Source organism: Pseudomonas sp. MWU12-2020, assembly GCF_023100605.1.
GTDB classification, from domain to species: domain Bacteria; phylum Pseudomonadota; class Gammaproteobacteria; order Pseudomonadales; family Pseudomonadaceae; genus Aquipseudomonas; species Aquipseudomonas fluorescens_H.
Genome location: NZ_JALMEX010000002.1, coordinates 213,173 through 239,313 on the forward strand (window position 1 = coordinate 213,173; position 26,141 = coordinate 239,313).

18 protein-coding genes are annotated in these 26,141 nt (G+C 61.8%); 14 read left to right on the top strand and 4 right to left on the bottom strand.

The window, feature by feature from the left end; all coding sequences use genetic code 11:
* Positions 1 to 181: 181 nt before the first annotated feature.
* The 5 genes from M0814_RS05135 (at position 182) to M0814_RS05155 (ending at position 6,342) form a co-directional block, all read left to right on the top strand.
* On the top strand, positions 182 to 547 hold the full coding sequence (locus tag M0814_RS05135; RefSeq protein WP_103484484.1) for a hypothetical protein: 366 nt from the start codon (positions 182 to 184) through the stop codon (positions 545 to 547).
* A 67-nt stretch (positions 548 to 614) separates the two neighbouring features.
* Positions 615 to 1,823 carry an EAL domain-containing response regulator gene (locus M0814_RS05140; protein WP_177434676.1) on the top strand — a complete coding sequence of 403 codons (1,209 nt, stop codon included), beginning with the start codon at positions 615 to 617 and terminating at the stop codon, positions 1,821 to 1,823.
* Positions 1,824 to 1,910: 87 nt separating this feature from the next.
* A complete protein-coding gene (locus tag M0814_RS05145; protein WP_103484482.1) occupies positions 1,911 to 2,345 on the top strand; it encodes a chemotaxis protein CheY in 435 nt (144 codons plus the stop codon).
* A gap of 143 nt (positions 2,346 to 2,488) precedes the next feature.
* Positions 2,489 to 3,115, top strand: coding sequence for a response regulator transcription factor (locus M0814_RS05150; protein WP_103484481.1), 627 nt, complete (start codon positions 2,489 to 2,491; stop codon positions 3,113 to 3,115).
* Positions 3,116 to 3,123: 8 nt separating this feature from the next.
* A complete protein-coding gene (locus tag M0814_RS05155) occupies positions 3,124 to 6,342 on the top strand; it encodes a transporter substrate-binding domain-containing protein (protein WP_103484480.1) in 3,219 nt (1,072 codons plus the stop codon).
* Positions 6,343 to 6,346: 4 nt separating this feature from the next.
* Here the strand turns inward: M0814_RS05155 and dkgB are convergent, their stop codons facing one another.
* Positions 6,347 to 7,150, bottom strand: coding sequence for a 2,5-didehydrogluconate reductase DkgB (dkgB, locus tag M0814_RS05160; RefSeq protein WP_103484479.1), 804 nt, complete (start codon positions 7,148 to 7,150; stop codon positions 6,347 to 6,349).
* 290 nt (positions 7,151 to 7,440) lie between these two features.
* Here dkgB and M0814_RS05165 point away from each other — a divergent pair, with 290 nt between their 5' ends.
* The 3 genes from M0814_RS05165 to M0814_RS05175 all read left to right on the top strand — a co-directional run bounded on the left by M0814_RS05165 (position 7,441) and on the right by M0814_RS05175 (position 10,495).
* Positions 7,441 to 8,307: a pirin family protein gene (locus M0814_RS05165; RefSeq protein ID WP_103484478.1), complete on the top strand. Its 867-nt coding sequence runs from the start codon at positions 7,441 to 7,443 to the stop codon at positions 8,305 to 8,307.
* A gap of 207 nt (positions 8,308 to 8,514) precedes the next feature.
* A complete protein-coding gene (locus M0814_RS05170) occupies positions 8,515 to 9,957 on the top strand; it encodes a mechanosensitive ion channel domain-containing protein (protein ID WP_103484477.1) in 1,443 nt (480 codons plus the stop codon).
* 97 nt (positions 9,958 to 10,054) lie between these two features.
* Positions 10,055 to 10,495 carry a carboxymuconolactone decarboxylase family protein gene (locus M0814_RS05175; protein ID WP_003223476.1) on the top strand — a complete coding sequence of 147 codons (441 nt, stop codon included), beginning with the start codon at positions 10,055 to 10,057 and terminating at the stop codon, positions 10,493 to 10,495.
* 151 nt (positions 10,496 to 10,646) lie between these two features.
* Here the strand turns inward: M0814_RS05175 and M0814_RS05180 are convergent, their stop codons facing one another.
* Positions 10,647 to 12,239, bottom strand: coding sequence for a DHA2 family efflux MFS transporter permease subunit (locus M0814_RS05180; protein ID WP_103484476.1), 1,593 nt, complete (start codon positions 12,237 to 12,239; stop codon positions 10,647 to 10,649).
* On the bottom strand, positions 12,236 to 13,357 hold the full coding sequence (locus M0814_RS05185; protein WP_103484475.1) for an HlyD family secretion protein: 1,122 nt from the start codon (positions 13,355 to 13,357) through the stop codon (positions 12,236 to 12,238). Before M0814_RS05185 ends, M0814_RS05180 begins: the two co-directional genes overlap by 4 nt.
* A 354-nt stretch (positions 13,358 to 13,711) precedes the next feature.
* Here M0814_RS05185 and M0814_RS05190 point away from each other — a divergent pair, with 354 nt between their 5' ends.
* The gene (locus M0814_RS05190; protein WP_103484474.1) at positions 13,712 to 15,439 is read left to right on the top strand and encodes a ShlB/FhaC/HecB family hemolysin secretion/activation protein; all 1,728 of its coding nucleotides are present in this window, start codon (positions 13,712 to 13,714) and stop codon (positions 15,437 to 15,439) included.
* Between the two features lie 113 nt (positions 15,440 to 15,552).
* Positions 15,553 to 20,022 (top strand): hemagglutinin repeat-containing protein, encoded by a 4,470-nt coding sequence (locus M0814_RS05195; protein WP_103484473.1) that lies wholly within the window; start codon positions 15,553 to 15,555, stop codon positions 20,020 to 20,022.
* Between the two features lie 138 nt (positions 20,023 to 20,160).
* Here M0814_RS05195 and nhaA read toward each other — a convergent pair whose 3' ends face one another.
* Complete coding sequence (nhaA, locus tag M0814_RS05200; RefSeq protein WP_103484472.1) at positions 20,161 to 21,369, bottom strand: Na+/H+ antiporter NhaA; 1,209 nt, start codon at positions 21,367 to 21,369, stop codon at positions 20,161 to 20,163.
* 224 nt (positions 21,370 to 21,593) lie between these two features.
* On the opposite strand from nhaA, the gene M0814_RS05205 reads away from it, so the two are divergent.
* The 4 genes from M0814_RS05205 (at position 21,594) to M0814_RS05220 (ending at position 26,113) form a co-directional block, all read left to right on the top strand.
* Positions 21,594 to 21,971 carry a c-type cytochrome gene (locus M0814_RS05205; RefSeq protein ID WP_103484471.1) on the top strand — a complete coding sequence of 126 codons (378 nt, stop codon included), beginning with the start codon at positions 21,594 to 21,596 and terminating at the stop codon, positions 21,969 to 21,971.
* 95 nt (positions 21,972 to 22,066) lie between these two features.
* Positions 22,067 to 22,567, top strand: a complete 501-nt coding sequence (locus M0814_RS05210) for a sigma-70 family RNA polymerase sigma factor (RefSeq protein WP_003223490.1) — start codon at positions 22,067 to 22,069, stop codon at positions 22,565 to 22,567.
* 40 nt (positions 22,568 to 22,607) lie between these two features.
* Complete coding sequence (locus tag M0814_RS05215; protein WP_103484470.1) at positions 22,608 to 23,591, top strand: FecR family protein; 984 nt, start codon at positions 22,608 to 22,610, stop codon at positions 23,589 to 23,591.
* A gap of 98 nt (positions 23,592 to 23,689) precedes the next feature.
* Complete coding sequence (locus M0814_RS05220; protein WP_103484469.1) at positions 23,690 to 26,113, top strand: TonB-dependent receptor; 2,424 nt, start codon at positions 23,690 to 23,692, stop codon at positions 26,111 to 26,113.
* Positions 26,114 to 26,141 lie beyond the last annotated feature (28 nt).

A 26,141-nucleotide genomic window follows, 5' to 3' on the forward strand; every position in this document is an offset into this window, starting at 1 on the left:
GCCGCCTCTGGCAAGAAAATCGCCGCTTTGGCCAGTGTCCAGGCGGCGTCCTGTCGGTTTTCGAGAGGTTTCCTCCTGCTTTTAGGACTTTTCCTACATAGGTTCTGACGACTTCTGGTTAGCGTGTTCGGCACATTTTCTTACGCCATTAAACCTTATGTCCTACAAGTGCAGGCGAATCGTGATTGTCGAAGAGCAGCAGGCTCTGCAATCCAGAATCGCCAGAGTCTTCAACGAGCTGGGCTACCGCCACCTCACGCCAGTGCGTTCGTTTCGTGAACTGTTGGCGTTGACGCATTATTCCCATGAGCCGTTCGAGCAATTCGACCTGATGATCATCAATGGCGAACTGATTGCCGCTGCGGGTGTTGATCCGGTGCGGTTCTTTCAGGGCAACCCACAGATCCGCCACGGTGTGATCCACGATGTCCGGCGTGGTCAGCCGCAGGCCGAGGCGATTTATGCCACCCAGCGCCGGCAGCTGTTCATGCTCCATACGCCAGACCGGCAGACCCTTGGCACCGTGCTGGAGCATCTCGATGGTTAAGCGATCGCAGACGCCCCCTCGCGAGCTCCACACTCATCCGCATTTCACCCACAGCGAGCCAACCCTCATGCCCGATCTGCCGCTCCGTATCCTGGTGCTTGAAGACCACGCTTTCCAGCGCTCCGTAGCGGTGAACATGCTGCAAGGGCTGGGGTGTCGGGAGGTGCTGGAGGCCAGCGATGGCGCGCAGGCGCTGGCGTTGCTCGATGAAGTCGGCTCGGTGGACATCGCCCTGTGCGACTTGCAGATGGAGGGCATGGACGGCCTGGAGTTTCTGCAGCGGGTCGGCGCGTCGGGGCAGGTCAGGTCGGTGATCATCAGCAGTTCGCTGTCGGCGGATCTGCGGCGGGCAGTGCATCAGATGGTTGCGCTGCTTGGGCTGCACCTGCTCGGTGATGTCGGCAAACCGCTGCACGCCCAAGTGTTGGCCGAGTTGCTGGAGAAATTCGTCAATCGGCAGATCAGCCCGGCGCAGCCGGTACGCACCACGACGCTGGCCAGTGAAGCGGCGGTACGCCATGCGCTGGCCGAGGGCCAATTGCATGCCTGGTATCAACCCAAGTTCAACCTGCAGAGCGGCGAAGTCTGTGGCGTTGAGGTGCTGTGCCGCTGGCTGCATCCGACACGCGGGCTGATTTCGCCGGCGCTGTTTGTGCCGGTACTTGAACGTTGCGGACTGCTCGACGAGATGCTGTTCGCGCAGATCGATCAGGCCTTGCGGGTACAGCACAGTGCCCGGGCTCAGGGCTTTGTCTTGAACATGGCGTTCAACCTGCAAACCGTGCAATTGGCCAATGCGCAACTGACGTCCACTTTGAAAAGCCTTTTGGCTGAACATAAAACCTGCGGTTCGAGCCTGACGTTCGAGCTGACCGAAAGCGGTCTGCTCGAAGCGCCGGCCACCAGCCTCGAGAGTCTGGTGCGGTTGCGCATTATGGGTTGTCGCTTGTCGATCGATGACTTCGGCGCGGGATTCTCCTCATTGCAGCGCCTGTGCCAGTTGCCATTCAACGAGATCAAGCTCGACGCCGATTTCATTCGCAACCTTGCGCACGAACCCCGTTGCCGCGCCGCCATCAGCAGCACCCTGGCACTGGGCGAAGCCCTGGGCATGAGCGTGGTCATCGAGGGCATCGAAACCGATGCGCAACGTCGTGAACTGCTGGCACTGGGCTGCACGCAAGGGCAGGGCTACTGGTACGCACGACCGATGGCCGGGGCCGATTTGCTCAACTGGCTGCAACGGCGCAACCACGGGAAAAACGCGGATGAATGAGCGGATTTTTAGGAAAGATCCTACAGAGTTGTTCCTGCGGCTTGCGTAGCCTTGGCGCATCCACCCGTGACCTCCAGGAGATCGAGCATGATCAATAAAACCCTGCGCATCCTGATTGCCGATCCGCAGCATTTTCACCGGATGAAAATCGAGCGCCTGTTCAATGGCCTTGAATACTTCCGCATCGCTCCGGTACAGAGTCTGCTTGAGCTGCTGACCCTGGTGGAGTACGGCTGTGAACCCTTCGATGCGGTGGTTATCAACGCCGAGCTGGCGGCCGGATCGCTGGACCTGCCGGGGTTTTTCCTCAACAACCCGCATGTGCGCCACGCGCTGATCTATAACGAGCCCTCGGCGCCTGCGCTGACACCCGCCGGCTTCGCTCAGGAAAACCTGCAGATCAGCCATGTCGCCTTGCCCAATGCGGCCGCGATCAAGCATCTGATGGCGCGCGTCGATGTTGCCCCGGTGTGTGCGGCTGACACCTGGAACCCGCTATCAGCCCTGCAGCGTCGGGCTTGAGCACGGATTCCCCTTTGGCGCAACTGTCAGATCTGACAGGTAGATACGGTTTGATTCCCGTGTAACAGTCTTTGCGCAGCCACTGCGGCAGGAACAGCCGATGCCAGTGGCGCCATCGTCATGTTTTTGCACTGGGAGCGGTCATGAAGTCAGCGCTGATCGTCGATGATCATCCGGTGGTACGGGCGGCCGTGAAACTCGTCCTCGAAGCCGAACGGTTCAAGGTTATTCACGAAGCATCGAGCGCCGGTGAAGTCATGGCGCTGCTCCGCAAGCACCAACCCAAACTGGTGATACTCGATCTCAAGTTGCCGGGGCTCGGCGGGCTGGAGGTGTTGGAGCGGCTGAAGTCCGATAACCCCGAGTGCAAGGTGTTGATCTTCACCTCTCAGGACCCGCTGCATTATCAAAACCGATGCCTGCGGGGCGGGGCCATGGGCTACGTGACCAAAACCAACCAGTTGCTGCAATTGCACAAGGCAATCCAGGCACTGATGTCGGGCTACTCATACTTTGCAGCGTTGCCCGACACCACCCATGCATCGTCCCCGCTGGACCGCAGTGAAAAACAGCTGATCGATCAGCTCTCCAACCGCGAACTGAGCATTCTCGAGCAATTGGCACTGGGCAAATCGAACAAGGCGATCGCCGAAGACATGCACCTTAGCCATAAGACCGTCAGTACCTACAAGACCCGCCTGATGAAAAAACTCGCGATCAATTCCACGGTGCACTTGCGCGAATTCGCCAAGCGCAATCATTTGATCTGAGTGGCAAAGTGAGTCGGCAACGCGGGTGGTGGGTTCTGTGGTTGAGTATCACGGCCACCTGCTGCGCCAGCGAGGCGCCACAACCCCTGGAATTGTTGAGCCAGGCCGCACTGGAAAATATTCAGGTCCCGCTCGACGAGCAGGACCGCCAATGGCTGCGCCAGCACCCGGTGTTGCGCATGGGCATTTCCGGAGCCGATTACCCACCGTTCGAAATCACCCGCAATCGGCAGGAGCTGGAAGGCCTCACCGCCGATTACGCCGAGCTTCTGGCGCAGTTGCTCAATGTGCGGATCGACGTTCGACGCTTCACCCATCGCGACCAGGTGATGGCCGCACTCAAACGCGGTGAACTGGACCTGCTGGGGACCTCGAACAATTTCGAGCTGGCCGACCCGGATTTCATGCTGTCGCGCCCCTACGCCGAAGACCAGCCGATGCTGGTGACCCGGCTTGACGAAACTCTGCCGGCGGATCTGGCGGGCCGACGCATCGCCATGGTCGAGGACTATCTGCCGTTGGCCAGCGTGCAGGCGTTCTATCCCGGGGCGGACTTGCAGCGTTATCCCTCGGCGATGGATGCGCTGGGTGCGGTGGCATTCGGTGTCGATGACGGCTATCTCGGCGATCTGATCAGCGCCAATTACCTGATCAACACCAATTACCGTAATGACTTGCAACTGGCCGGTCCGTCGGGCCTGGATGCCAGCCCCTTCGGTTTCGCCATGCTGCGCAGCGAAGTTCGCCTCAAACGCATCATCGACAAGGCGCTGGCGGTGATTCCTCTGGAGCGTCGTCAGCTTATCGAGCAGCGCTGGAGCGCGGGGCGTGCGCAAATGGCCGCGCAGTCGCGGGTGCGCCTCAGTGCCGGCGAGCAGGAGTGGCTGGAGCAACATCCGCTGGTGCGGGTCGGTGTGATCGAGGATTTCGCACCGCTGACTTTTTTTGATGCCAGCGGGCGATTCAACGGTCTGTCAGCGCAATTGCTTACCCTGATCAGTCAGCGCACCGGGCTGCATTTCGAGGTGGTCCGGGGGCGTTCGCTGGATCGCCAGATCGAACAGCTCAAGGCCGGTGAACTCGACGTGTTGCCGGTGGTGACCCCGAGCAGCGAGCGGGAAGCCGAGCTGCAATTCACCCGTGCGTACCTGAACAATCCGTTTGTACTGGTCAGTGCGATAACGGCGGGCAGTCCGCGCAGCCTCGCCGATCTGCCGGGCAAGCGTCTGGCGATTTATCGCGGTCATCCGTTACGCGGTTACATCCTGGAGCGGGTGCCGGGGGTACGTCTGGTGGAGGTCAGCAGCCCGGCCGAGGGCATGGAGCTGATCGCCAAGGGGCAGGCCGACGCGACCGTCAGCTCGTTGCTGGTCGCGCGTTTTCTGATCGCCCGCCATTACCGTGAGCGCCTGCGCATTACCAATACCATCGGCGATCAACCGGCGCGCATCGCCTTGGCCACCGCACCGCAGGATACGGCGCTGCACACGATTCTGAACAAGGCGCTGCTGAGCATCGCGCCGCAACAGATGGACGAGCTGGTCGAGCGCTGGAGCCATGATGTGTTGGTCGAGGAGAGCTATTGGCAGCGCTATCGCCGGGAGATTCTCCTGGCTTTTGCCGGTGCCGCGAGCCTGCTGTTGTTGGCCTTGGCCTGGATCGGTTTACAGCGCTGGCAGTTGCGCCAGCGTCAGCAATGGCTGCGGCAGTTGCAGCAGGCCAAGGAGGCCGCCGACGACGCCAACCGGGCCAAGACCACGTTTCTGGCGACCATGAGCCATGAAATCCGCACCCCTATGAACGCCTTGATCGGCATGCTTGAACTGGCCCTGAAGCGGGCCGAGGAGGGTGTCACCGACAAGCTGGCGATCGAAGTCGCATCCGGCGCTGGCCAGCAACTGCTCGCGCTGATCGGCGACATTCTCGACATCGCACGCATCGAGTCCGGGCATCTGTCCCTCGCACCGGAACGGGCCAATCTGCGCGAACTGGTGATCTCGGTGTGCCGGGTATTCGAGGCACTGGCGCGGCAGAAGCGCCTGTTGTGGCATGTCGAACTGGATGCACAGAGTGGCGTTGACGTCATGGTCGACCCGACACGCTTCAAGCAAGTGCTGTCGAACCTGTTGAGCAACGCGATCAAATTCACCGAGCACGGCCAGGTGAGCGTGCAACTGGTGGTGACCAGGACGGCTCCCGATCAATTGGCCGTGAAAGTCGTGATTGAAGACAGTGGCATCGGCATCAGCGCCGATGACCGGCAACGCCTGTTCAGCCCGTTTGTCCAGGCCGGCAACCATGGTCAGTCGGCGCGCAGCGGCTCGGGGCTGGGACTGGTGATCAGCCGCAACCTCTGCGAAATGATGGGCGGAACGCTGCACCTCGACAGCGAGCCGGGGCTTGGAACGAGGGTCGACATCAATCTGCAGTTGCCGTTGTTGGCCGCGCTCGCCCCCGAAGCGGCAAGCCCTGAAGTGGCGGACACGCCGGCGCGTTCATTGAGTGTTCTGGTGGTGGACGATCATCCGGTCAACCGCTTGCTGCTGTGCTGGCAACTGAGCGAACTCGGCCACCGTACGGTCGACATCGAAGACGGTGAACAGGGGCTGCAACGCTGGCGAGCACAAGCATTCGATGTGCTGATCACCGACTGCAACATGCCGCAGCGCAACGGTTACGAACTCGCCCGGACGATCCGTGACGAAGAGGCAGCGAGCGGCCGGGCGCGTTGCCTGATCCTCGGTTTTACCGCCAACGCGCAAGTCGAGGAGAGGGTTCGTTGCCTTGAGGCCGGCATGGACGATTGTCTTTTCAAGCCGATTCGCTTGCACGATCTGCAGCAGGCGTTGAAGGCGGCCAGTCACGGCGAAAGTGATCACTTGCCGACCCCGGCTCTGACGTTGCCCGAGATCGACCTGAGCGCGCTGGAGCAGATGGCTGGAGACGATCACTCGGTGATGCAACGCCTGCGCGAACAAGTATTGCGCAGTCTGCAGGACGATCTGCAACGGCTGGATGCGGCGCGCCAGCCCCAGGATCTGGACGGGTTGCGGACGCTGGCGCATCACATCAAGGGCGGTGCGCAAATGGTCGGTGCCGCGCGGGTGGCGGCGGCGTGCTCGGATCTCGAACAGGCGTGTCGAGACGCCGAAACACTGGCCGTCCACCGCTCGGCGGATGCGCTGCGCACGGCCATGCTCGGCCTTGCGCAGCATCTTCAGGGCTGAGCGATCAATCCCACTGCGGGGCAATGCCTTTCGGGCTGGTCAGGCGATGGCCGCGCTCCAGACCGGCGATCAGCGCCATGTCTGCTTCGCTCAATGTCAGCGCAGTGGCGCCGAGGTTGCTTTGCAGGTTGGCGCGCTTGGTCGACGATGGAATCACCGCGTAACCCGACTGCATCGCCCAGGCCAGAGTGACTTGCGCCGGAGTCGCTTGCAGGCGTTCAGCAATCTGCTGGATCACCGGATCCTTCAGCACTTCGCCATAGGCGAGGGTCATGTAGGAGGTGATCTGGATGCCTTGGCTGCGGGCGAACTCGACCACTTTGCGATTTTGCAGGTACGGGTGCAGCTCGATCTGGTTGGTGGCGATGTTTTCCGCGCCGACCGCTGCGATGGCTTGTTGCATCAAGTCGATGGTGAAGTTGGACACCCCGATCTGCCGGGTCAGGCCCAGACGCTTGGCTTCGAGCAGCGCGCCCATGAATTCGGCGACCGGCACCTGATCTTCCGGCGACGGCCAGTGGATCAGCGTCAGGTCGAGGTAGTCGGTCTGCAACTTCTGCAGGCTTTCCTTGAGGCTGTCGATCAGACGATCCTTGGCGAAGTTGGCGATCCAGATCTTGCTGGTGATGAACAGCTCTTCGCGAGCAATGCCGCTGGCGGCGATGGCCTGGCCGACCTCGGCTTCGTTCTCGTAGATCTGCGCGGTGTCGATGGCACGGTAGCCAAGTTCAAGGCCGGTGCGCACCGAATCGATGACCACCTGACCTTGCAGGCGAAACGTACCCAGACCAAAAGCGGGAACAGACATTGATGACTCCAGGGTTGCAGTGGGAATGGGCAGGAGTATCCGCGTCTGCGTCCTTGAGAAAAACCGCTGGTGGGGCAAAGCACTGTTGAGCAGAAGTCATGAATCTTTTCCGATAGTCGTGTTGTCTGGACTGGCCCCTTCGCGAGCAAGCCCGCTTCCACAAGGGATCGAGATTCAAAGGTGGGACTGTTCTAAATATGGAACACTAAAGCCGGTTTTTGCCGGCTAGTCCTCCAGCCGTCATGGATTTAAGCTCAATCCATTGCGTCACCCACCTTTTGGAGGCAACCATGAAAAACATCATCGGTATCTACACCAGCCCTCGCGGCCATTGGGTCGGCGATGGCTTCCCGGTTCGCACCCTGTTTTCCTACGACAACCTGGGCAAACACATCAGCCCGTTCCTGCTGCTCGATCACGCCGGCCCGGCCGAATTCACTCCGACCACCGAGCGCCGTGGCGTCGGCCAGCACCCGCACCGTGGTTTTGAAACGGTGACTATCGTCTACGACGGCGAAGTGCAGCACCGCGACTCCACCGGCAGCGGCGGCACCATCGGCCCCGGCGATGTGCAGTGGATGACGGCGGCGTCCGGGATCCTGCACGAAGAGTTTCACTCGGATGATTTCGCCAGAACCGGCGGCAAACTGGAAATGGTGCAACTCTGGGTCAACCTGCCGGCCAAGGACAAAATGGCCGCGCCCGGCTACCAGACCATTCTCGATCGCGACATTCCGAATATCGCGCTGAAGGACAACGCCGGCCGCCTGCGGTTGATCGCCGGTGAGTTCGAGGGGCAGAAAGGCCCGTCGCACACCTTCACGCCGATCGACGTCTGGGACCTGCGGTTGAACGCCGGCAAGTTGCTGACACTGGATATGCACGAAGGGCGCAACACCGCGCTGGTGCTGTTGAAAGGTTCGGTGACGATCAACGGTGCGCAAACGGCGGGTGTCGGGCAGTTGGTGCTGTTCGAGCGCGACGGTCGTCAGTTGACCCTTGAGGCCAGTGAAGACGCGGTGGTGTTGCTGCTCAGCGGCGAGCCGATCGACGAGCCGATTGTCGGCCACGGCCCGTTCGTGATGAACACCGAGCAGGAAATTCATCAGGCATTCGCCGACTTCCAGTCCGGGCAATTCGGCCGAATGCACGGGTAACTACCCCCCTGTGGGAGCGGGCTTGCTCGCGAAAGCGGAGTGTCAGTCGATGCGTGTCTGACTGATCCACCGCCTTCGCGAGCAAGCCCGCTCCCACATTGGTTTTTGGGTGTTTTTACGCGGGCGTTCATCCACTGAAATCAATTGCTCCTACACTTGCCCAATCTGTGCGATCTTCTCGCGATTGGCCCCTGTCGGAGTGCTTTGATGTTGTCTTTTTTGAGCGAACATCCGTTGTTCTGCGCGTTGATCCTGATCCTCCTCGATCTCGGGCTCTGGCGCCTGATCAGCTCACGTGGCAGCGAGTGGAAGCTGCTGGTGCGAGTGTTGATTTTCAGCCTGTTCAGCGTGCTGTTGTTCAACGAAGGCCTGAATCCTATGGAGCCGGCGCCGTGGGCCGACAACGTGCCGCTGCATCTGGCGGCGACCGGATTGCAGATCGGTTGGTGGCTGTTCGGCGCGCGCACCCTGACCGTGCTGATCGGCGCGGTGATGATGCAGCGGGTCGGCCACACCGGGCGACTGTTGCAGGATCTGCTCGGTGCGGTGATTTTCCTGATCGCGATTATCGCCGCGCTGGCCTATGTGCTGGATCTGCCGGTCAAAGGCGTGCTGGCGACGTCCGGGGCCTTGGCGATCATTGTCGGTCTGGCGTTGCAGAGCACCTTGAGCGACGTGTTCTCCGGGATTGTGCTCAACACCACCAAGCCCTATCAGATCGATGACTGGATCTCCATCGACGGCACCGAAGGCCGGGTCGTCGATATCGACTGGCGCGCCACGCGTCTGCAAACCAGTCAGGGCAGCATGGCAGTGATTCCCAACTCGCTGGCGGCCAAGGCCAAGATCATCAACTTCAGCCGACCGAGCAACATGTTCGGGGTGGCCGTCAGCGTCCAGGTCAGCCCGCATACTCGACCCAATACGGTGATCGACGCGCTGGAACGGGCGATGCAGGGCTGCCGTCCGCTGCTGGACAATCCTTCGCCGAGCGTTGCGCTGAAAAGCTCCAGCAGCGCCGGTGCGGAATATGAGATCAGCGGTTTCGTCTCGTCGATGGATCAGAAGCGCTCGGTGCGCAATCAGCTGTTCGATCTGGCTTACCGACACTTGCAGGCGTCCGGGATCAATCTGTTGTCGAGTGTCGAACCGATCGTCACCGGCAACCTCTCGCGGCCACGGGCGTTGCTCGACAGTTCGCCGATTTTCTCCACGCTGCGTCAGGAAGAAAAAGACACCTTCAGCCAGAACATGACCCTGCAGACCTTCCGCGCCGGGGAGACGATTCTCGACGCCGGGGAGGTCAGCGATCATTTGTTCATCATCGAGTCCGGCGTGGTCAGCGTGACCTTGACCCGCCATGGCACGCCGTTCGAATCCGGGCGCATGGGGCCGGGGGAGGTGATCGGCGAGGCCGGCATTCTCTCCGATTCCTCGGTGCCGGCGACCTTCGCGGCGAAAACCTTTTGCGCGCTGTACCGCATCGAGAAGACCTACCTGAAGCCGTGCCTGGATGCCCGTCATGACATCAACGAGGCGATGAAGGCCTTGCTCGATTATCGCCTGCACAAGGCCCAGACCCTGACGCAGGACGTGCCGACCGTGGTGGCGAAAACCGGGTTCCTGCACTGGTTGCGCAATCGCGTGTGACGCGGTGGTCTACTCGTCTTCCGGGAGATTGGCTATTTGTCCGGGGCAGTGGCGGGACTACCTTAGTCACACATTCACTGGCCCCGGAAACTCCATCATGAAAGCTCGTACCGATTTCTACACCGCCTCCCCAGACGCCCTGAAAGCGATGATCGCCCTGGAAACCGCCGTCTCGAAACTGCCGCTGGAAAAGACCCTGGTCGAACTGGTCAAGCTGCGCGCTTCGCAGATCAACGGCTGCGCGTTCTGCATCGACATGCACACCGCCGACGCGATCAAGGGCGGCGAGACTCCGCGCCGTCTGTTCGCCGTGACCGCGTGGCGTGAAGCGCCGTTCTTCACCGACCGCGAACGTGCGGCGCTGCTGTGGACCGAATCGCTGACCCAACTGAGCCTGACCCACGCTCCGGACGAAGACTACGACATCGTCGCGGCGCATTTCACACCTAAGGAAATGGTCGATCTGAGCGTGGCGATCAGCACCATCAACAGCTGGAACCGTCTGGCCGTGGGCTTCCGCAAAACCCCGCAGCTCTGACAGTTCACGGTCGAAAACTGTGGGAGCGGGCTTGCTCGCGAAGGCGTCGTGTCAGTCACCTTAGTGGTTATCTGACACACCGCCTTCGTCGGATCGCCGCCCGGAGCAAGCCCGCTCCCACAGTGAAAAGCGCAAAACTTCAGAAGGGTGATCAATGCGCATCCGCACTCGGCGCGGCCGGTGGTTGCACCTTGCGCATCAAGGGCACCATCGCCGTGGCGACGATGAAGCACAGCATGATCATCAAAAAGGTATCGCCGTAGGTCTGGGTCTGCGCCTCGCGGTAGGTCAGCAGCCACAGCTGATGCAGGGCGGCGGTGATCCCGACATCACCACTCTGACCCAGTGTCGCCAGATTGCCACCGACCTGCGCCAGCCACTGATTCATCGCCTCGTTGCTGCTGTTCAAATGCTCGGCCAAACGGGTGAAGTGCAGGTTGGTGCGATCATTGAGAATGGTCGCGCACGCGGCAATGCCAATGGCTCCGCCGAGGTTACGCATCAAGTTGAACAGCCCCGAAGCGTGCTTCAAGCGTGCCGGTGCCAACCCTCCCAAAGTCAGCGTCACCGCCGGCGGTACTGCCAGTTGCTGGGCGATCCCGCGCAACGCTTGCGGCAGCATCAACTGGCCCGCGCCCCAGTCGTGGGTGATCGGACTGAACTCCCACATCGACACCGCAAACAAGCCCAGGCCGATCATCATGATCCAGCGCAGATCCATGCGATTGGCGAGAAAGGCATACAGCGGAATCGCCATGATCTGGAACACCCCGGTGGAAAAAACCGCCAGACCAATGTCCAGCGCGCTATAGCCACGCACCCGTCCAAGAAACAGCGGAGTCAGGTAAATCGTTGCGAACAGGCCGATCCCGGTGACAAAGGAAAAGAAACAACCCAGGGCAAAGTTGCGATCCTTGAGTGCGCGTAGATCGACGATCGGATTGGCGACGTGCAAGGTGCGCCCGATAAAGGCCAGACCCGCCAGACCGCTGATCCATGCGGTGGTCAGGATGGTGCTGTCACTGAACCAGTTCCAGCGCGGGCCTTCTTCGAGGGTGTATTCCAGGCAGCCGAGAAACAGTGCGAGAAACACCATGCTCAGGTAGTCCGCGCCCTTGAGCAGCGCCAGTTCCGGCTGGTCGATCTTCACCAGCATCGGCACGGCCACGGCAACGAAAATTCCCGGCACCAGGTTGATATAGAACAGCCAGTGCCACGAGGAAATGTCGGTGATCCAGCCGCCGATCACCGGCCCCAAGGTTGGCGCCAGCGACGCCACCGCACCGATGGTTGCGGCGGCGATCACCCGTTGTTTGCCGGTGAAGAAAAAGAACGCGGTGGTGAACACCAGCGGAATCATCGAGCCGCCGAGAAAACCTTGCAGCGCACGAAAGGCGATCATGCTCTGGATGTTCCAGGCCACGCCGCAGAGCAGGCTGGCCAGGGTGAAGCCGACCGCCGAGGCGCAGAACAGCCAGCGCGTGGAGAACACCCGCGACAGCCAGCCCGACAGTGGAATCACGATGATTTCGGCGATCAGGTAACTGGTCTGCACCCACGCGGTTTCGTCGGTGCCGGCCGAGAGTCCGCCGCCGATATCACGCAGCGACGCCGAGACGATCTGGATGTCCAGCAGCGCAATGAACATGCCGATGCACATGCTGGCGAAGGCGAACACTTTGGTCGCGATGGCCATGTCGGCGGCGTTGAACGGTTGCGACGGGGCGGTGAGGGCGGTACTCATGGCGCGACGGCCACAGCGCTGGTTTCGGCTTGCGCACGGGTGTCGACTTCAGCGGTCACCGACAGCCCCGGCCGCAGATGACCGAGCACACCGTCGGCCGGATCGAGGAGGATCCGCACCGGCACCCGCTGGACGATTTTGGTGAAGTTGCCGGTGGCGTTCTCCGGCGGCAGCACGCTGAATTGCGAGCCGGTGGCGGGAGCGAGGCTGTCGAGGCGGCCATGGAATTCCTGGCCGGAGAGCACGTCGGCGCGGATGCTCACCCGTTGCCCGGGTTTCATCCGCGCCAACTGGTCCTCCTTGAAATTGGCATCGACCCACAGACCGCTGGCCGGCACTACCGACAACTGTTGCGAACCGGCCTGGGCGTATGCGCCGACCCTCGCGCGACGGTTGCCGATCACGCCGTCGACCGGTGCGCGCAGCTCGGTGTAGCCGAGGTTCAGTTGCGCCAGATCGCGCTCGGCCCGGGCTTGTTGCAGGGCGGCGCGGGCCTGTTGTTTCTGGGTGTCGATCACTGCCAGTTGGCGCTGTGCGGCGAGCAGCTCGGCCTGGGCGCGGGCACTCAGGGCCTGGGCGGTCTTGAAGGTGGCGTCGGCGCGTTGGGCGCTTTCCACCGAGACAGCATTGGTGCTTACCAGGCGTTTGTAGCGCGCATTGTCGTCCCGCGAGCGAGCAGTTTCGGCACCGGCAGCATCGATGCCGGCACGGGCCTGGCCGATCACCGCCTGCTGCAATTGTTCGGTAGCGTCGAGGTTGGCCAGCAGCGCCTCCTCGGCGGCAACCGCGCCCTCGGCTTTGGCGAGGTTGGCGCGATAGTCACGTGCGTCGAGGCGGATCAGTACGTCACCGGCCTTCACTGGCTGGTTGTCACTGACCAGCACTTCTTCGATGTACCCGGCGACCTTCGGCCCGATCACCGTGACGTCGCCACCGATGTAGGCGTCGTCGGTCTCCTCCAGAAAGCGCCCGGTGCCCCACCAGTGAGCGGCGTACACCCCGACCACCACCAGCGCGACCAGCCCGGCACCGGTCAGCAGCAGATGTTTGCGCAATGGCGGCCGGGCAGGGATGACCGGAACAGACAGCTCGGGCTCAAGGGTGGGCATGCTGGTCATGACGTAATACCTGTGGAAGATGATCGTTATTACGGTCGTAATATGACGCAAGTAATATTTTGTGGCAATTGAGTTTTTGTGCCGGTCGTCAGTTGCCTGTTTGCGACTCAGGTTTTGGAGCGGTTCCGCTAAACAGTTCCGACGGGGAAGTGGGTCGGGCGCTGGAGAACTCGATATCCGCCCTCGGGGAAACCCTTATGCCTTGCGCCTTTGCTGGCGGTGAGCGCAGCAAAATCAATTGTTTAAGAAATGTAAGCACTGTAGGAAGCGTCTTGCATTTGTGTAGGAAGGCTCTGACTATCACTCGCATTGATGGGGTGGCATTACGCCATTTTATGATTGCAAGGATGTTGCGTGCCGTATTCGCTTTGCGCTGTTTTCCGTCGTCGTTCCTCGCTTTGCCCGCTGTTGTCGGCTTTTGTGTTGAGTGTGTGTGCTTCCTCGATTCAAGCGGCTGACCCTGTTGCGCCGGGCCAGGAAGTGCTGCGCCAGCAGCAACAGCAACAGCGCGATCTGCAACAACTGCAGATGGAGCAACGCCAGCGCCAACTCGAGCGCGGTGCGTTCGGCCCGGCGCCGGCCACTCCAGTCATCGCGCAAACCGTCACCCCCGATGAACGCTGCTGGCCGCTAAGTGGCACGCGCATCGGCGGCGTTACGCTGATCGACAGCGACAAACTCAACGCGCGGATCAAGCCGCTGCTGGCGCCGTGCATGGGCGTCGGCCAGATCAACCATCTGCTGGCGACCATCACCGCCGCCTATGTCGAGCAGGGCTACATCGTCAGCCGCCCGTACTTGCTGAGCGCGCCGGCGGCAGGGCAGTCGCTGGACATCATGATCGACGAGGGCTACATCGAGTCCATCGAGCTCGCCGATCAGAGCCTGCCCGTTTCGCTGGGCGGCGCGTTCCCGCATATGCTCGGCCAGCCGCTGAACCTGCGCGATCTGGAGCAGGGCCTGGATCAACTGAACCGCTTGCGTTCGATCGACCTGACCGCCGACATCGCCCCCGGTAGCCAACCGGGTGCCTCGCGCATCATCCTGCGCTCGCGCACCTCCGGGCAGTCGCGCTGGGCGTTGGGCCTGGGCATGGACAACCTTGGCAGCGCCAGCACCGGGCGTGACCGCGATACCGTCAGCCTGAGCTTCGACAGCCCGTTGCAACTCAACGATCTGTTGAGCCTCAGCGCCAGCGACACGTTGAATCAGGGCGACCGCTACAGTCGCAACGCCAGCCTGTATTACGCGATTCCCTACGGCTACTGGACCTACAGCGCGTTCGCCAGCCACGCCGAATACCGCGCGCCATTCAAACTGCCCAGCGCGACCTTGTACAGCACCGGCATCACCGATCAACTGAGCCTGCGCGCCGACCGCGTGTTATGGCGCGACCAGAGCCGCCAACTCAGCGCCAATCTGCAATTGGCGCACAAGGACGTCGACAGCTATCTGGAAAATGTCCGCCTGGGCATTCAAAGCCCGACCCTGACCGTGGCCGAAGCCGGACTCAACCTGTTCTGGCTCGACCGTGCGGTGTGGAATCTCGACTTCAGCTACTCACAAGGCTTGCGCTGGCTGGGCGCCGATGACGACGCCAATCATGCGGTCAGCAACCTGCCCAAAGCGCAGTTTCGCAAGTACCGCGCCGGCCTCAGTCAATGGCGCAACGGCCAGTTCGGCGCGCAAGCGTGGCAGTGGCAAAGCCAGCTCAATCTGCAATACAGCCCCGACCCCTTACCGGCCATCGAACAGTTGCTCGGCACCGATGATTCGGCGGTGCGCGGCTATCGGGTCAGCAGCGCTTCCGGTGCCAGCGGCGCGATCTGGCGCAACACTCTGCGTCTGCCGCTGCGCAGTGATTGGCCGGTGCAGATCACCCCGCGCGTGGGCCTGGACAACGGCTGGCTCAAGACTGACCACGGCGCCCAGGGCCAACGCCTGAGCGGTGCCAGCGTCGGGCTGAATCTGGGCTGGAAGAATCTGCAAGTGGACGTCGATTACCAGCGCGCCCTCAACACCCCCAACGGTTTGCAGCACGAACCAGAGACCTGGCTGATGCGCGTGGGGCTGCAGATATGAGCACTACCGAGACTCATCAAGCAGTGAACAAACAGCCGTCGGATCTGAGCGCGACAGCCACGGCCAAGACTAAATCGCGCGCCGTGATGCCGTACTTACATGGAGACGTTTTTATGCCAGCACACACCTTTGCATTCCATCTTTCTCCTCGGGGCAAATTGCGCTGGGCGATCGCCAGCCTGTTCTTCGCCGTGCACCTGCCCAGCGCCATCGCCGGCGGTGTGGTGGTCGCTCCCGGCCCCGGCGGCACCGCGCAATTGCAGACGCAGGGCGGCGTGCCCATCGTCAATATCGTCGCGCCCAACGGCTCGGGCCTGTCGCACAACCAGTTCCTCGACTACAACGTCGACCGTCAGGGCCTGGTGCTGAACAACGCCTTGCAGGCCGGGCAATCGCAGCTCGCCGGGCAACTGGCGGCCAACCCGCAACTGCAGGGCCAGGCGGCGAGCGTGATCCTCAACGAGGTGATCAGTCGCAATCCTTCGGCCATCAACGGCGCCCAGGAAATCTTCGGCCGCGCGGCCGATTATGTGCTGGCCAACCCCAACGGCATTTCGGTGAATGGCGGCAGTTTCATCAACACGCCGAACGCCAGTCTGCTGGTCGGGCGTCCGGAATTGAGCGACGGCAAACTGCAAGCCCTGAGCACCCGCGATGCCAGCGGACAGCTGCAGATCCAGAGCGGCGGCCTGCGTAATACCGAGGGTTCGGTCAACCTGATCGCTCCGCGTATCGACAGCCAGGGCCGCATCGACGCCCGCGATCAACTGAACCTCACGGTCGGGCGCAATCAGGTGGATTACGCCAGCGGTCAGGTAAAAGCCGTGGACCCGGCGGGCAACACCCAGGATCAACGCATCGACGCCAGCCTGTTCGGCGCGATGCAGGCCGGGCGCATCAACATCGTCAGCACCGCCGAAGGCGCGGGCGTGCGAGTGGGGGCGGTGCAAGTGGCCGGGCGTGACGGCGTGCAGATTCGTTCCGCCGGCGACCTCAGCGTCAGCGGTGAAGCCATCCCCAACAGCCTCGAAGGGATCCGTGCCGGCATTCGCAGCAGTCAGGGCGATGTCGGCCTGCACAGCGGCAACGACCTGACGCTGGCCGCCACCGATGTCAGTGGTCGCGACGTCAACGTCAATGCCAAGCGCAACCTGACCCTGAGCACCGTTGAAAGCCGCAAGCTTCAGGAAAAACGCGAAAACTGGAGCAACAGCACCATCGGCATCACTTGGGAAACCTACGACCGGACCCAGACCGACAGTGAAACTCGCCAGCACGGCAGTCAGATCGTCGCCAGCCGCGACGCCAGGCTGACCTCCGGCAAAGACACCGAACTCAAAGCCGCCAAGGTCGAAGCGTCGAAAAATCTCGATGTGCAAAGCGGCGGCGATCTGCGCCTGACCGCCGCCACCGAAAGCCACACCCAGACCGATCAGGGCAACCATCGCAAGCATCTGTGGAAGGCTGACTGGAACAACAGCAGCGAAGAACAGCGCAGCATCAGCAGCCAGTTGAAGGGCGGCAATATCGCTCTGCAAACCGCCGCGTTGTTGCGTTCCGAAGGCGCTGAATTGAACAGCGCCGGTGATGTGAAACTGACGGGAAAACAGGTGGAGGTCACCACGGCCACCCGCACCAACCGCAGCAATAACAACAGTTATTCTGGCGACCTGGTCGGCGGTGGTTTCTTCGGCAAGACCGGTGACGCCGACAAGGGCCAGACTCAGCATCAGGGCAGCAAAATCAACGCCGCCGGCAAACTGATCGTCAAGGCCGACGATGTACGCATCAGCGGCAGCCAGGTCCGTGGCGGAACCGAGGCCAGCGTGATCAGCGATCAGGGTTCGCTGGTGATCGACGGCGTGCAGGACACCTCGCACAGCAACAACCACGACAAGGACAGCAAGTTCTTCGGCATCACCAAGGACGAGTCGCGGCAGAACGCCAAGGACAGCACCACGGTGCGCAGCGAGCTAGTCTCCGACAGCAACCTCAAGCTCAAGAGCGCCAAGGACATCGAAGTCGCCGGTTCCACGGTCAAGGCCGGCGGCGCGCTGACGGCGGACGCTGCGGGGGATGTGAACGTGCATTCCACGCAGAACACCCACGACAGCAGTTCGACCACCGAGACCCGAGGCTTCGATGCCTACGCCAAAGAGCAAACGCCGGAGCAATACCGCGCCGGAGTGCACTACGAAGACAAGCAGCAGACCGTCACCCGTAACGACGTCAACCAGCAAGGTTCGAGCCTCAGCGGCGCCAGCGTGCAAGTGAAGGCCGGCGGCGACCTGACGATCAAGGGCGGTGAAGTCAAATCCACTGCTGGCGATACCACGCTGGGTGGCAAGAATGTGTCGTTGCTGGCCGAACAGGACAGCCACAAAACTTCGACCGACACCTCCAGCACTGGCGGCGGTTTTTACTACACCGGCGGCCTCGACCGCGCTGGCAGTGGCATTGATTTCGCCCACAGCACCGCGCAAGACAGCAGCAGCAAAACCACCGCGCAAACCACCCACGTGCAGAGCAGCGGCAGCCTGAACATCAACGCCGACAAGCTGGAGACCGAAGGTGCGCAGCTCAAGGCTGGCAACGGTCTGAACGTCGCGGCCAACGCGATCGACAACCGCGCGGCCAGCAACACCGAAAGCACCACGCACAATCAGAGCAACTGGTCGGCGGACATCGGCGCCAACGTCGAGTACAAGGACATCGCCCGGCCGATTGCCGGTGCGGTCAAGGATGTGCTCAACGGCAAGGTGCCGGACAAGGAAGCCCTGAGCAATCTCGGCCAGCCGAACGTCGGCCTCGACGTGGCGATCGGTCACGGCAGCGCCGACAAGACCGAGCAGAGCAGCAACGCCGTGGTCAGCCGTTTCGACGGCGGCAGTGTCGACGTGAAAACCGCCGGCACCCTGCACGACGACGGCACCCAGTACAGCGCCAGCAACGGCAAGGTCAACATCAGCGCTGACAAACTGGTTGCCGATGCCGCGAGCAACACTCACAGCAGCACCGATAACTCGGTGGACGCCAAGGTCGACGTGCGCGTTTACACCAAGACCGGCGAAGACGTGAACGTCGCCGGCAGCGGCGCGGGCGGCAACAGCTACGCCAGCAAGGACAGCAGCACGGCGGTGGTCGGCGGCTATGCCGGCAATCAAGGCGTGAACATCAACGTCGGTGCTGACGCGCAGTTCGCTGGCAGCCGTTTCGACGGCGGGCAAGGCGGTGTGAGCATCAAGGCTGGCGGCGATCTGGCGCTGAATCAGGCCAACGACCGCCAAAGCAGCAGCGACTCCAGCCTGCGCGGCAACGGCTCGCTGACCGTCGGCACCTTGCCGGGCACCGACGGCACCAACGTCGACCTCGGCGCGGGCTTCCAGCTTGATCACACCGGCAAGCAGACCTCTGACACGCAGGCTCACGTGGCGAGCATCAGCGGCAACGGCCCGGTGCAACTGAGCAGCGGTGGCAATCAGGTTCAGCAAGGCACCAAGATCGACAGCGCCGACGCTATCGATCTGCACGCTGACGGCAAACTCGATCTGCAAGCGGCCGTTGATACCCACACCGCGACTGGCAGCAATCTCGGCGGCGGTTTGAAGGGCGGCGGCAGCAAATCCAGCAGCGAGAAGAGTCGTGATCAGGGCGGCAATCTGAGCGGCAACTTCAACATCGGCCGCATCAACGCAAACTCGCAAACCCTGACCGGTGGCCAGCTCAACAGCCAGAGCCAAATCGCCTTGAGCGGTGACGCGGTGCACCTGCAAGGCACGCAAGTCGGCGCGCCGAACGTCAGCATCGATGCGCAGAAGGGCGGTTACGTTCAAGAGTCGGCGCAGTCCACCGAGAGCCGCAACAACTGGAACGTTGCGCTGAATGCCGGTGGCAACCTCAGCAGCAAGACGCCGACCGCAGCCGATGAAAAGGCCAGCAGCGATCACGGCTTCAATGCCGGGGCCAAGGTCGGCGTCGACTACCTGCAAGGCACCACACAGCAGAACAGCCAGATCAAGGCTGACAGCGTGGTGCTCAACAGCGCAGGTGATGCACGGCTGTCGGGCGCGCGGATCGACGCGAAAAATGTCAGTGGCAAGGTTGCCGGTGACCTGACCGTCGAAAGCCGTGAGGACGCGAAGACGCAAGCCAAGGTCGATGTCGATCTGGGCCTGACGGCGAAGAAGAACCCACCGAGCGATAAGGAAAAACTCGCCGGCACTGACTACAAACCAACGTTGAAAGCGCAGGGCGAATACGCGCACAAGGACAGCGTGGCGCAGGCGTCCGGCATCAGTGGCAATCAGGGTGTGAAGTTGAACGTTGGTGGTGGCACGCAGCTGACCGGCGCGCGGATTTCATCGACTGAAGGCAAGTTGGATCTGGGCGGTTCGAAGGTCGGTAGCAGCGATCTGGTCAGTCGTGAGTACGGGGTAAAAGCCGGACTGGATCTGCCGCAGAAAACCGAGGAGAACGCACCGAAGGTGTCGTTCGATAACGGCAATCTGAAAGTCGGTCCGGTGACCCTGAGCGGCAATCTGGACAGCCAGACCCTGCAAGCCGGGATCGACGAAAAAGGCTAAGCATCACCGCTGTAAAAACTGTGGGAGCGGGCTTGCTCGCGAAGGCGGTGATTCAGTCGATAAATTAGCTGACTGAATTGACGCTTTCGCGAGCAAGCCTGCTCCCACATTGGTTTCTGTCTCGACCAGATCCGGCGATCAGTTCGAAGCCTTCGTCTTGCCAGCGCTCATCAGCACGACCACCGCCAACAGCGCGGACAGGATCGAACCCAGCAACACACCCACCTTCACCGAATCGACCAGGTGCGCTGCGCCCGGGAACGCCAGTGCGCCGATAAACAGGCTCATGGTGAAGCCGATCCCGCAGAGCAGGGCGACGCCGTACAGCTGCAGCCAGCTCGCGCCTTGCGGCAGCTGCGCCAGACCACTGCGAATCGCCAGGGCGCCGAGGCCGAGGATGCCGATCTGCTTGCCGAACAACAGCCCGAGCGCCACGCCCAGCGGCACCGGCTCAAGCAGGTTGCTCGGAGAAATGCCGGCCAATGACACACCCGCGTTGGCGAAACCGAAAATCGGCACCACGGCGAACGCCACCCACGGATGCATTTTTTCTTCGAGGTACAGCAGCGGCGAGTTGTGCTCGTCTTCCGGGTTACCCAGCGGAATGCACAGGGCCAGAATCACCCCGGCGAGGGTCGCGTGGATCCCCGATTGCAGCATGAAGAACCACAGGAAGGCGCCGGCGATCAGGTATGGCCAAAGCTTTTTGACACCGCAGCGGTTGAGGATCACCAGCAGTGCAATCACCGCCAACGAGGCCAGCAGCATGCTTATCGACAGGCCGCTGGTGTAGAAAATCGCAATGATCACCACCGCGCCCAGGTCATCGAGGATGGCCAGCGCCGACAGGAAGATTTTCAGCGACACGGGTACTCGTTTGCCCAGCAGCGACAGCACGCCCAAAGCGAAAGCAATGTCGGTGGCTGCGGGGATCGCCCAACCGCTCAGGGTCTGCGGATTGCCCCAGTTGATTGCGACGTAGATCAAGGCTGGCACCAGCATCCCACCCAAAGCGGCGAAACCCGGCAGCGCACGCTGACCCCAAGTCGACAATTGACCGGCGAGCATTTCGCGCTTGATCTCCAGGCCCACCAGCATGAAGAAGATCGCCATCAGGCCATCGTTCACCCAGTGCTCGATCGACAAGCCAGCGACTTTGATATGCAGGGTAGAGAAATACGTGGCCGCCCACGGCGAGTTGGCGACCAACAGTGCGGCGAGGGCCGCGGCCATCAGGATTAGACCACCGGCGGACTCGGCGGCGAAGAATCGGGAGAGAAAGGCCAGGGCAGACGGCGAATCCTGGCGGGCAGGGGCAGCATGCAGGCGTGACGGATCGTGGCTCATAGGCACGGCAACTCCGCGCGGCGGCCCGACCTGCGCTGAATTAAACCTGCCCTGCCGCGTTGTTGCGGTGGCACCCGGGCGGCATTTTACACAATAGGCGGGACGGCTGCGAAAAACTCGACGACGTGGGTCGCTGCCCGGCAATTTCTCGATACGTGGAAATTGGCTTCCTGATGTGTGCTTAGCTGTGCGCCGTCCGTTTCAGCCTCTGACCCTCTATAAAAATGAAAACAACCCTCGTCACCTTATTCGCTTTGTTATCAGTCATTCAGACCTCCCTGTCCGTTGCGGAAAATGTCAACGGCAAAAATCTGTATGTCCAGCGATGTGCTGTGTGCCACGGCGCCGATATCAAGGCAACCGGGCCATTGGCCAATAAAAGCAATCCGCCAACGCCTGACCTGACAACAGCCACCTTCAAGAAACGCCTTAGGGATTATCCGGGCGTCATCGTGTCCTCGATCATCCTTCGTCCCAATGGAAACCTGATTCCAAAAACCTTGCAGGACAACGGCGTGAAGATCGCGCCGCACGCCTGGAGCGTTCAGGATTTTCGCGATCTGCATCAATACATGAGTGAGGTGATTGCAAAAGCACGATGACCTGGAGATGAACGGCGGATCGGGTCTCCAAGGAATGAATTGCCGGGCTTAATAGGAAGCATTACTATTCACGCCCCTTTCCACCGCACGCTGTCATGAACCCCATGCTGCCCCGCAGACCCGGCTTTTTCGAGCATTACGAAGAGTTGATCGGCACCTGGACCCGGCGTCTGCGCAATCGTGCGCAGGCCGAGGATCTGGCGCACGACACCTTTGTGCGGGTGCTTGAATCCGATTCGGCAGCGGTGCAGCAGCCACGGGCGTATCTGCACCAAACCGCACGCAACATCGCGGTCGACGGTTATCGGCGTGAGGATCGGCGGGAAGCCATGGAGTCGCAGGCGATCGATCACAGTGTGTCGTCCACCGGCGACCCGGAGCATTACATGCAGGCGATCCAGCTGGCCGACTCCATCGAACGGGCGCTGCAGGAACTGCCGCTCAACTGCCGGAAGATTTTCGTCTGGCAGAAGATCGAAGGCCTGACCCAGGCGGAAATCGCTGAACGTCTGGGGCTGTCGAGGAACATGGTCGAAAAGTATATGATCCGCACCCTGCGCCACTTGCGCGATCGCCTCGACGGCATGCAGTCATGAGCGGCCGCCGCTTTTCATCCTCAGCCCGACAGGACATTCCATGATGGATACCCGTGATTGCGCGTGCGGGCAAACAACGGTGCGCGATGAAGCGGCAAGCTGGTTTGTGCGTTTACAGGAACCGCTGATCAGTGCCGATGAACAGCAGCGCTTCGACGACTGGCTGAACCAGCATCCGCAACACCGTGACGAATTCCAGTTGCTGCAAGGCTTGTGGACAGCGGCCGATCTGCTGCCGGCGCCACGCCTCAAGGCCCTGGTCGAAACCCAGCCAACCCGCCGCGAACGTCGCCCGCTGCTGCGCTATGCGGTGGCGGCCAGTGTGCTGGCGGTGGCGCTCGGCCTCGGTTTGTTCAGTGGTCTGAATCACCCGGACGGCTATAGCGCCGAGTTCGCGACGGCGTTGGGTGAGCGCAAGCATGTGGCGCTGCCGGACGGATCGGTGATCGACCTGAACAGCCGCAGCCGTCTGCAGGTGCGTTTTGAGAAGGATCGGCGGCTCATCGAATTGAGTGAAGGCGAGGCGATGTTCAGCGTTCAGCACGACACCGCGCGCCCGTTCGTGGTCGAGGCCGGCAGTGGCAAGGTCACGGTCACCGGCACGCGTTTCGATGTGCGCCGCGATGTCACGCAAACCCGGGTCGCGGTGGAGCAGGGCACGGTCAAGGTGCAGGGGCGCAATGCAGCGGACAATCAATTCATCAACCTGACCGCAGGCCTCGGCACCCATGTCGATGCCGAGGGCAAAGTCGCTGCCGCCTACGCGGTCAATCCCGCCGAACTGACGGCCTGGCGCAGCGGCAAACTGGTATTCAACAACGCCAGCCTCGGCGAAGTGGCGGCGGAAGTTTCGCGTTATCGCGACAAGCCACTGACGGTCAGCAACCCGGCCGTGGCCAGTCTGCGCCTGACCAGCGTGTTCAAATCCGACAACACCGACGCCTTGCTCAAGGCCCTGCCAAACATCCTGCCGGTGGCCGTCCGCACCCTGGCCGATGGCAGTCAGGAAATAATTTCAAAATAAAATTCAGGTTTTTTTCGAGTTCATCGTCTTCCTGTTCAACTGCAACTGGTTTGCATTAACAGACGCACACTCTTGCGATCCACAGGACTACGTTCGACGTGAAAAACACCTCAGCCCACAACAAAAAATCCCCTTGGCTGCCGCTGGCCCTCGCGCTGGCGGTCAATGCGGCGATGCCGCTGGCCTATGCCGCCGAGGCCATTCACATCCGCGCCCAGCCGTTGGGCCAGGCCCTGAGCGAGCTGGGTCAGCAAACCTCGCTGCAGGTGTTTTTCAGCCCGGATCTGGTCGCCGGCAAACAGGCTCCGGCGGTCGATGGCGACATTTCTCCCGAGCAGGCGTTGCGCCAATTGTTGCAGGGCAGCGGCCTGGACTATCAGATCAACGAAGGCTCGGTGACCCTGTCGCCGGCCGCAACTGCCGCCAGCAATGGCCCGCTGGAACTGGGCGTGACCGACATCAAAGTGGTCGGCGATTGGCTCGGCGACGCCGATGCCGCCGTGGTGCAGAACCACCCGGGCGCACGCACGGTGATCCGCCGCGAAGCCATGGTCGAGCAGGGCGCGATGAACGTCAGTGACGTGCTCAAGCGCGTGCCCGGTGTGCAGGTGCAGGACTCCAACGGCACCGGCGGCAGCGACATTGCGCTGAACGTCGGCGTGCGTGGCCTGACTTCGCGCCTGTCGCCACGCTCCACGGTGCTGATTGACGGCGTGCCCGCCGCGTTCGCACCGTACGGCCAGCCACAACTGTCGATGGCGCCGATCTCCTCGGGCAACCTCGACAGCATCGACGTGGTACGCGGCGCCGGTTCCGTGCGTTACGGCCCGCAAAACGTCGGCGGGGTGATCAACTTCGTCACCCGCGCCATTCCGGAAAAAGCCACCGGGGAAATCGGCACCACGCTGGAGACCACCCGTTACGGCGGCTGGAAGCACATCGACACGGCGTTCCTCGGCGGCACCGCTGACAACGGCATGGGCGTGGCGCTGTTGTATTCCGGGGTCAACGGCAACGGTTACCGCGAGCGCAATAACGACAACGACATCGACGACGTGCTGCTCAAGACCCATTGGGCGCCGACCGATCAGGACGATTTCAGCCTCAACTTCCATTACTACGACGCCAGTGCCGACATGCCCGGCGGCCTGACGCAAAAGCAGTACGACGACAAGCCGTACGACTCGGTGCGCGATTACGACAACTTCAGCGGCCGGCGCAAAGACGTGTCGTTCAAGTGGATTCGCCAGATCGACGAGCGCACCCAGGCAGAAATCCTCACCTACTACACCGACAGCTTCCGCGGCAGCACCATCGCCGCCCGCGACCAGAAAACCCTCAGCTCGTACCCGCGTTCCTACTACACCCTCGGTGTCGAGCCGCGTGTGTCGCGGGTCTTCGACGTCGGCCCGACCACTCAGGAAGTCAGCGTCGGTTATCGCTACCTGAAAGAGGCGATGCACGAGCAGTCGAGCCGTCTGGCGCTGGTCAACAATCAGCCGGTGGCCACCCCGACGTCCGACGGCCATGTGTTCCAGGACCGCACCGGTGGCACCGAGGCCAACTCGGTGTATGTCGACAACAAGATCGACGTCGGCAACTGGACCATCACCCCGGGCATTCGCTTCGAGCACATCAGCACCGACTGGCACGACCGCGCCGTACTCGACACATCGGGTAAGCGCGTTCCGGAGAAAAACCGCAGCATCGAAAGCAACGAACCGCTGCCGGCGCTGAGCGTGATGTATCACCTGTCGGACGCGTGGAAACTGTTCGCCAACTACGAAACTTCGTTCGGCAGCCTGCAGTATTTCCAGCTCGGCCAGGGCGGCTCGGGTGACCAGACCGCCAACGGCCTGGAGCCGGAAAAAGCCAAGACCTACGAGATCGGTACGCGCTACAACGATGACGTGTGGGGCGGGGAAGTGACGCTGTTCTACATCGACTTCGATGACGAGCTGCAATACATCAGCAACGATGTCGGCTGGACCAACCTCGGTGCGACCAAGCACCAGGGCATCGAAGCGTCGGTGCACTACGACCTGGCGGCGCTCGATCCGCGTCTCGACGGTCTGACCGCCAACGCCGGTTTCACCTACACCCGCGCCACCTACGAAGGCGAGATTCCGGGCTTCAAGGGCCGTGATCTGCCGTTCTATTCGCGGCAGGTGGCGACCGTGGGCTTGCGTTACGACATCAATCGCTGGACCTACAACATCGACGGTTTCGCCCAATCGAAACAGCGCTCGCCGGGCACCGGGGTCAACGCTGATGGCAGCTTCAACGGCAATTACATCACCGAAGGCACGGCCGACGGGCAGTACGGCGACATCCCGGGTTACGTGACCTGGAACGTGCGCGGCGGGTATGACTTCGGGCCGCAGGTGTCGAACCTGAAGCTCGGCGCCGGGGTGAAAAATGTCTTCGACAAGCAGTATTTCACCCGCTCCAGCGACAACAATTCGGGGATGTATGTGGGCGCACCGCGCACGTTCTTTGTACAGGCCAGCGTCGGTTTCTAATGACGCCTGACCCTGTGGCGAGGGAGCT

Bases quoted from the DNA above. Each gene is read 5' to 3' on its own strand.
- M0814_RS05180 (WP_103484476.1), bottom strand. From the start codon at position 12,239: ATGAGTACCGCCCTCACCGCCCCGTCGCAACCGTTCAACGCCGCCGAC.
- dkgB (WP_103484479.1), bottom strand. From the start codon at position 7,150: ATGTCTGTTCCCGCTTTTGGTCTGGGTACGTTTCGCCTGCAAGGTCAG.
- M0814_RS05215 (WP_103484470.1), top strand. From the start codon at position 22,608: ATGATGGATACCCGTGATTGCGCGTGCGGGCAAACAACGGTGCGCGAT.
- M0814_RS05170 (WP_103484477.1), top strand. From the start codon at position 8,515: ATGTTGTCTTTTTTGAGCGAACATCCGTTGTTCTGCGCGTTGATCCTG.
- M0814_RS05145 (WP_103484482.1), top strand. From the start codon at position 1,911: ATGATCAATAAAACCCTGCGCATCCTGATTGCCGATCCGCAGCATTTT.
- M0814_RS05140 (WP_177434676.1), top strand. From the start codon at position 615: ATGCCCGATCTGCCGCTCCGTATCCTGGTGCTTGAAGACCACGCTTTC.
- M0814_RS05175 (WP_003223476.1), top strand. From the start codon at position 10,055: ATGAAAGCTCGTACCGATTTCTACACCGCCTCCCCAGACGCCCTGAAA.
- M0814_RS05205 (WP_103484471.1), top strand. From the start codon at position 21,594: ATGAAAACAACCCTCGTCACCTTATTCGCTTTGTTATCAGTCATTCAG.
- M0814_RS05185 (WP_103484475.1), bottom strand. From the start codon at position 13,357: ATGACCAGCATGCCCACCCTTGAGCCCGAGCTGTCTGTTCCGGTCATC.
- M0814_RS05165 (WP_103484478.1), top strand. From the start codon at position 7,441: ATGAAAAACATCATCGGTATCTACACCAGCCCTCGCGGCCATTGGGTC.
- M0814_RS05150 (WP_103484481.1), top strand. From the start codon at position 2,489: ATGAAGTCAGCGCTGATCGTCGATGATCATCCGGTGGTACGGGCGGCC.
- M0814_RS05210 (WP_003223490.1), top strand. From the start codon at position 22,067: ATGAACCCCATGCTGCCCCGCAGACCCGGCTTTTTCGAGCATTACGAA.
- M0814_RS05195 (WP_103484473.1), top strand. From the start codon at position 15,553: ATGCCAGCACACACCTTTGCATTCCATCTTTCTCCTCGGGGCAAATTG.
- nhaA (WP_103484472.1), bottom strand. From the start codon at position 21,369: ATGAGCCACGATCCGTCACGCCTGCATGCTGCCCCTGCCCGCCAGGAT.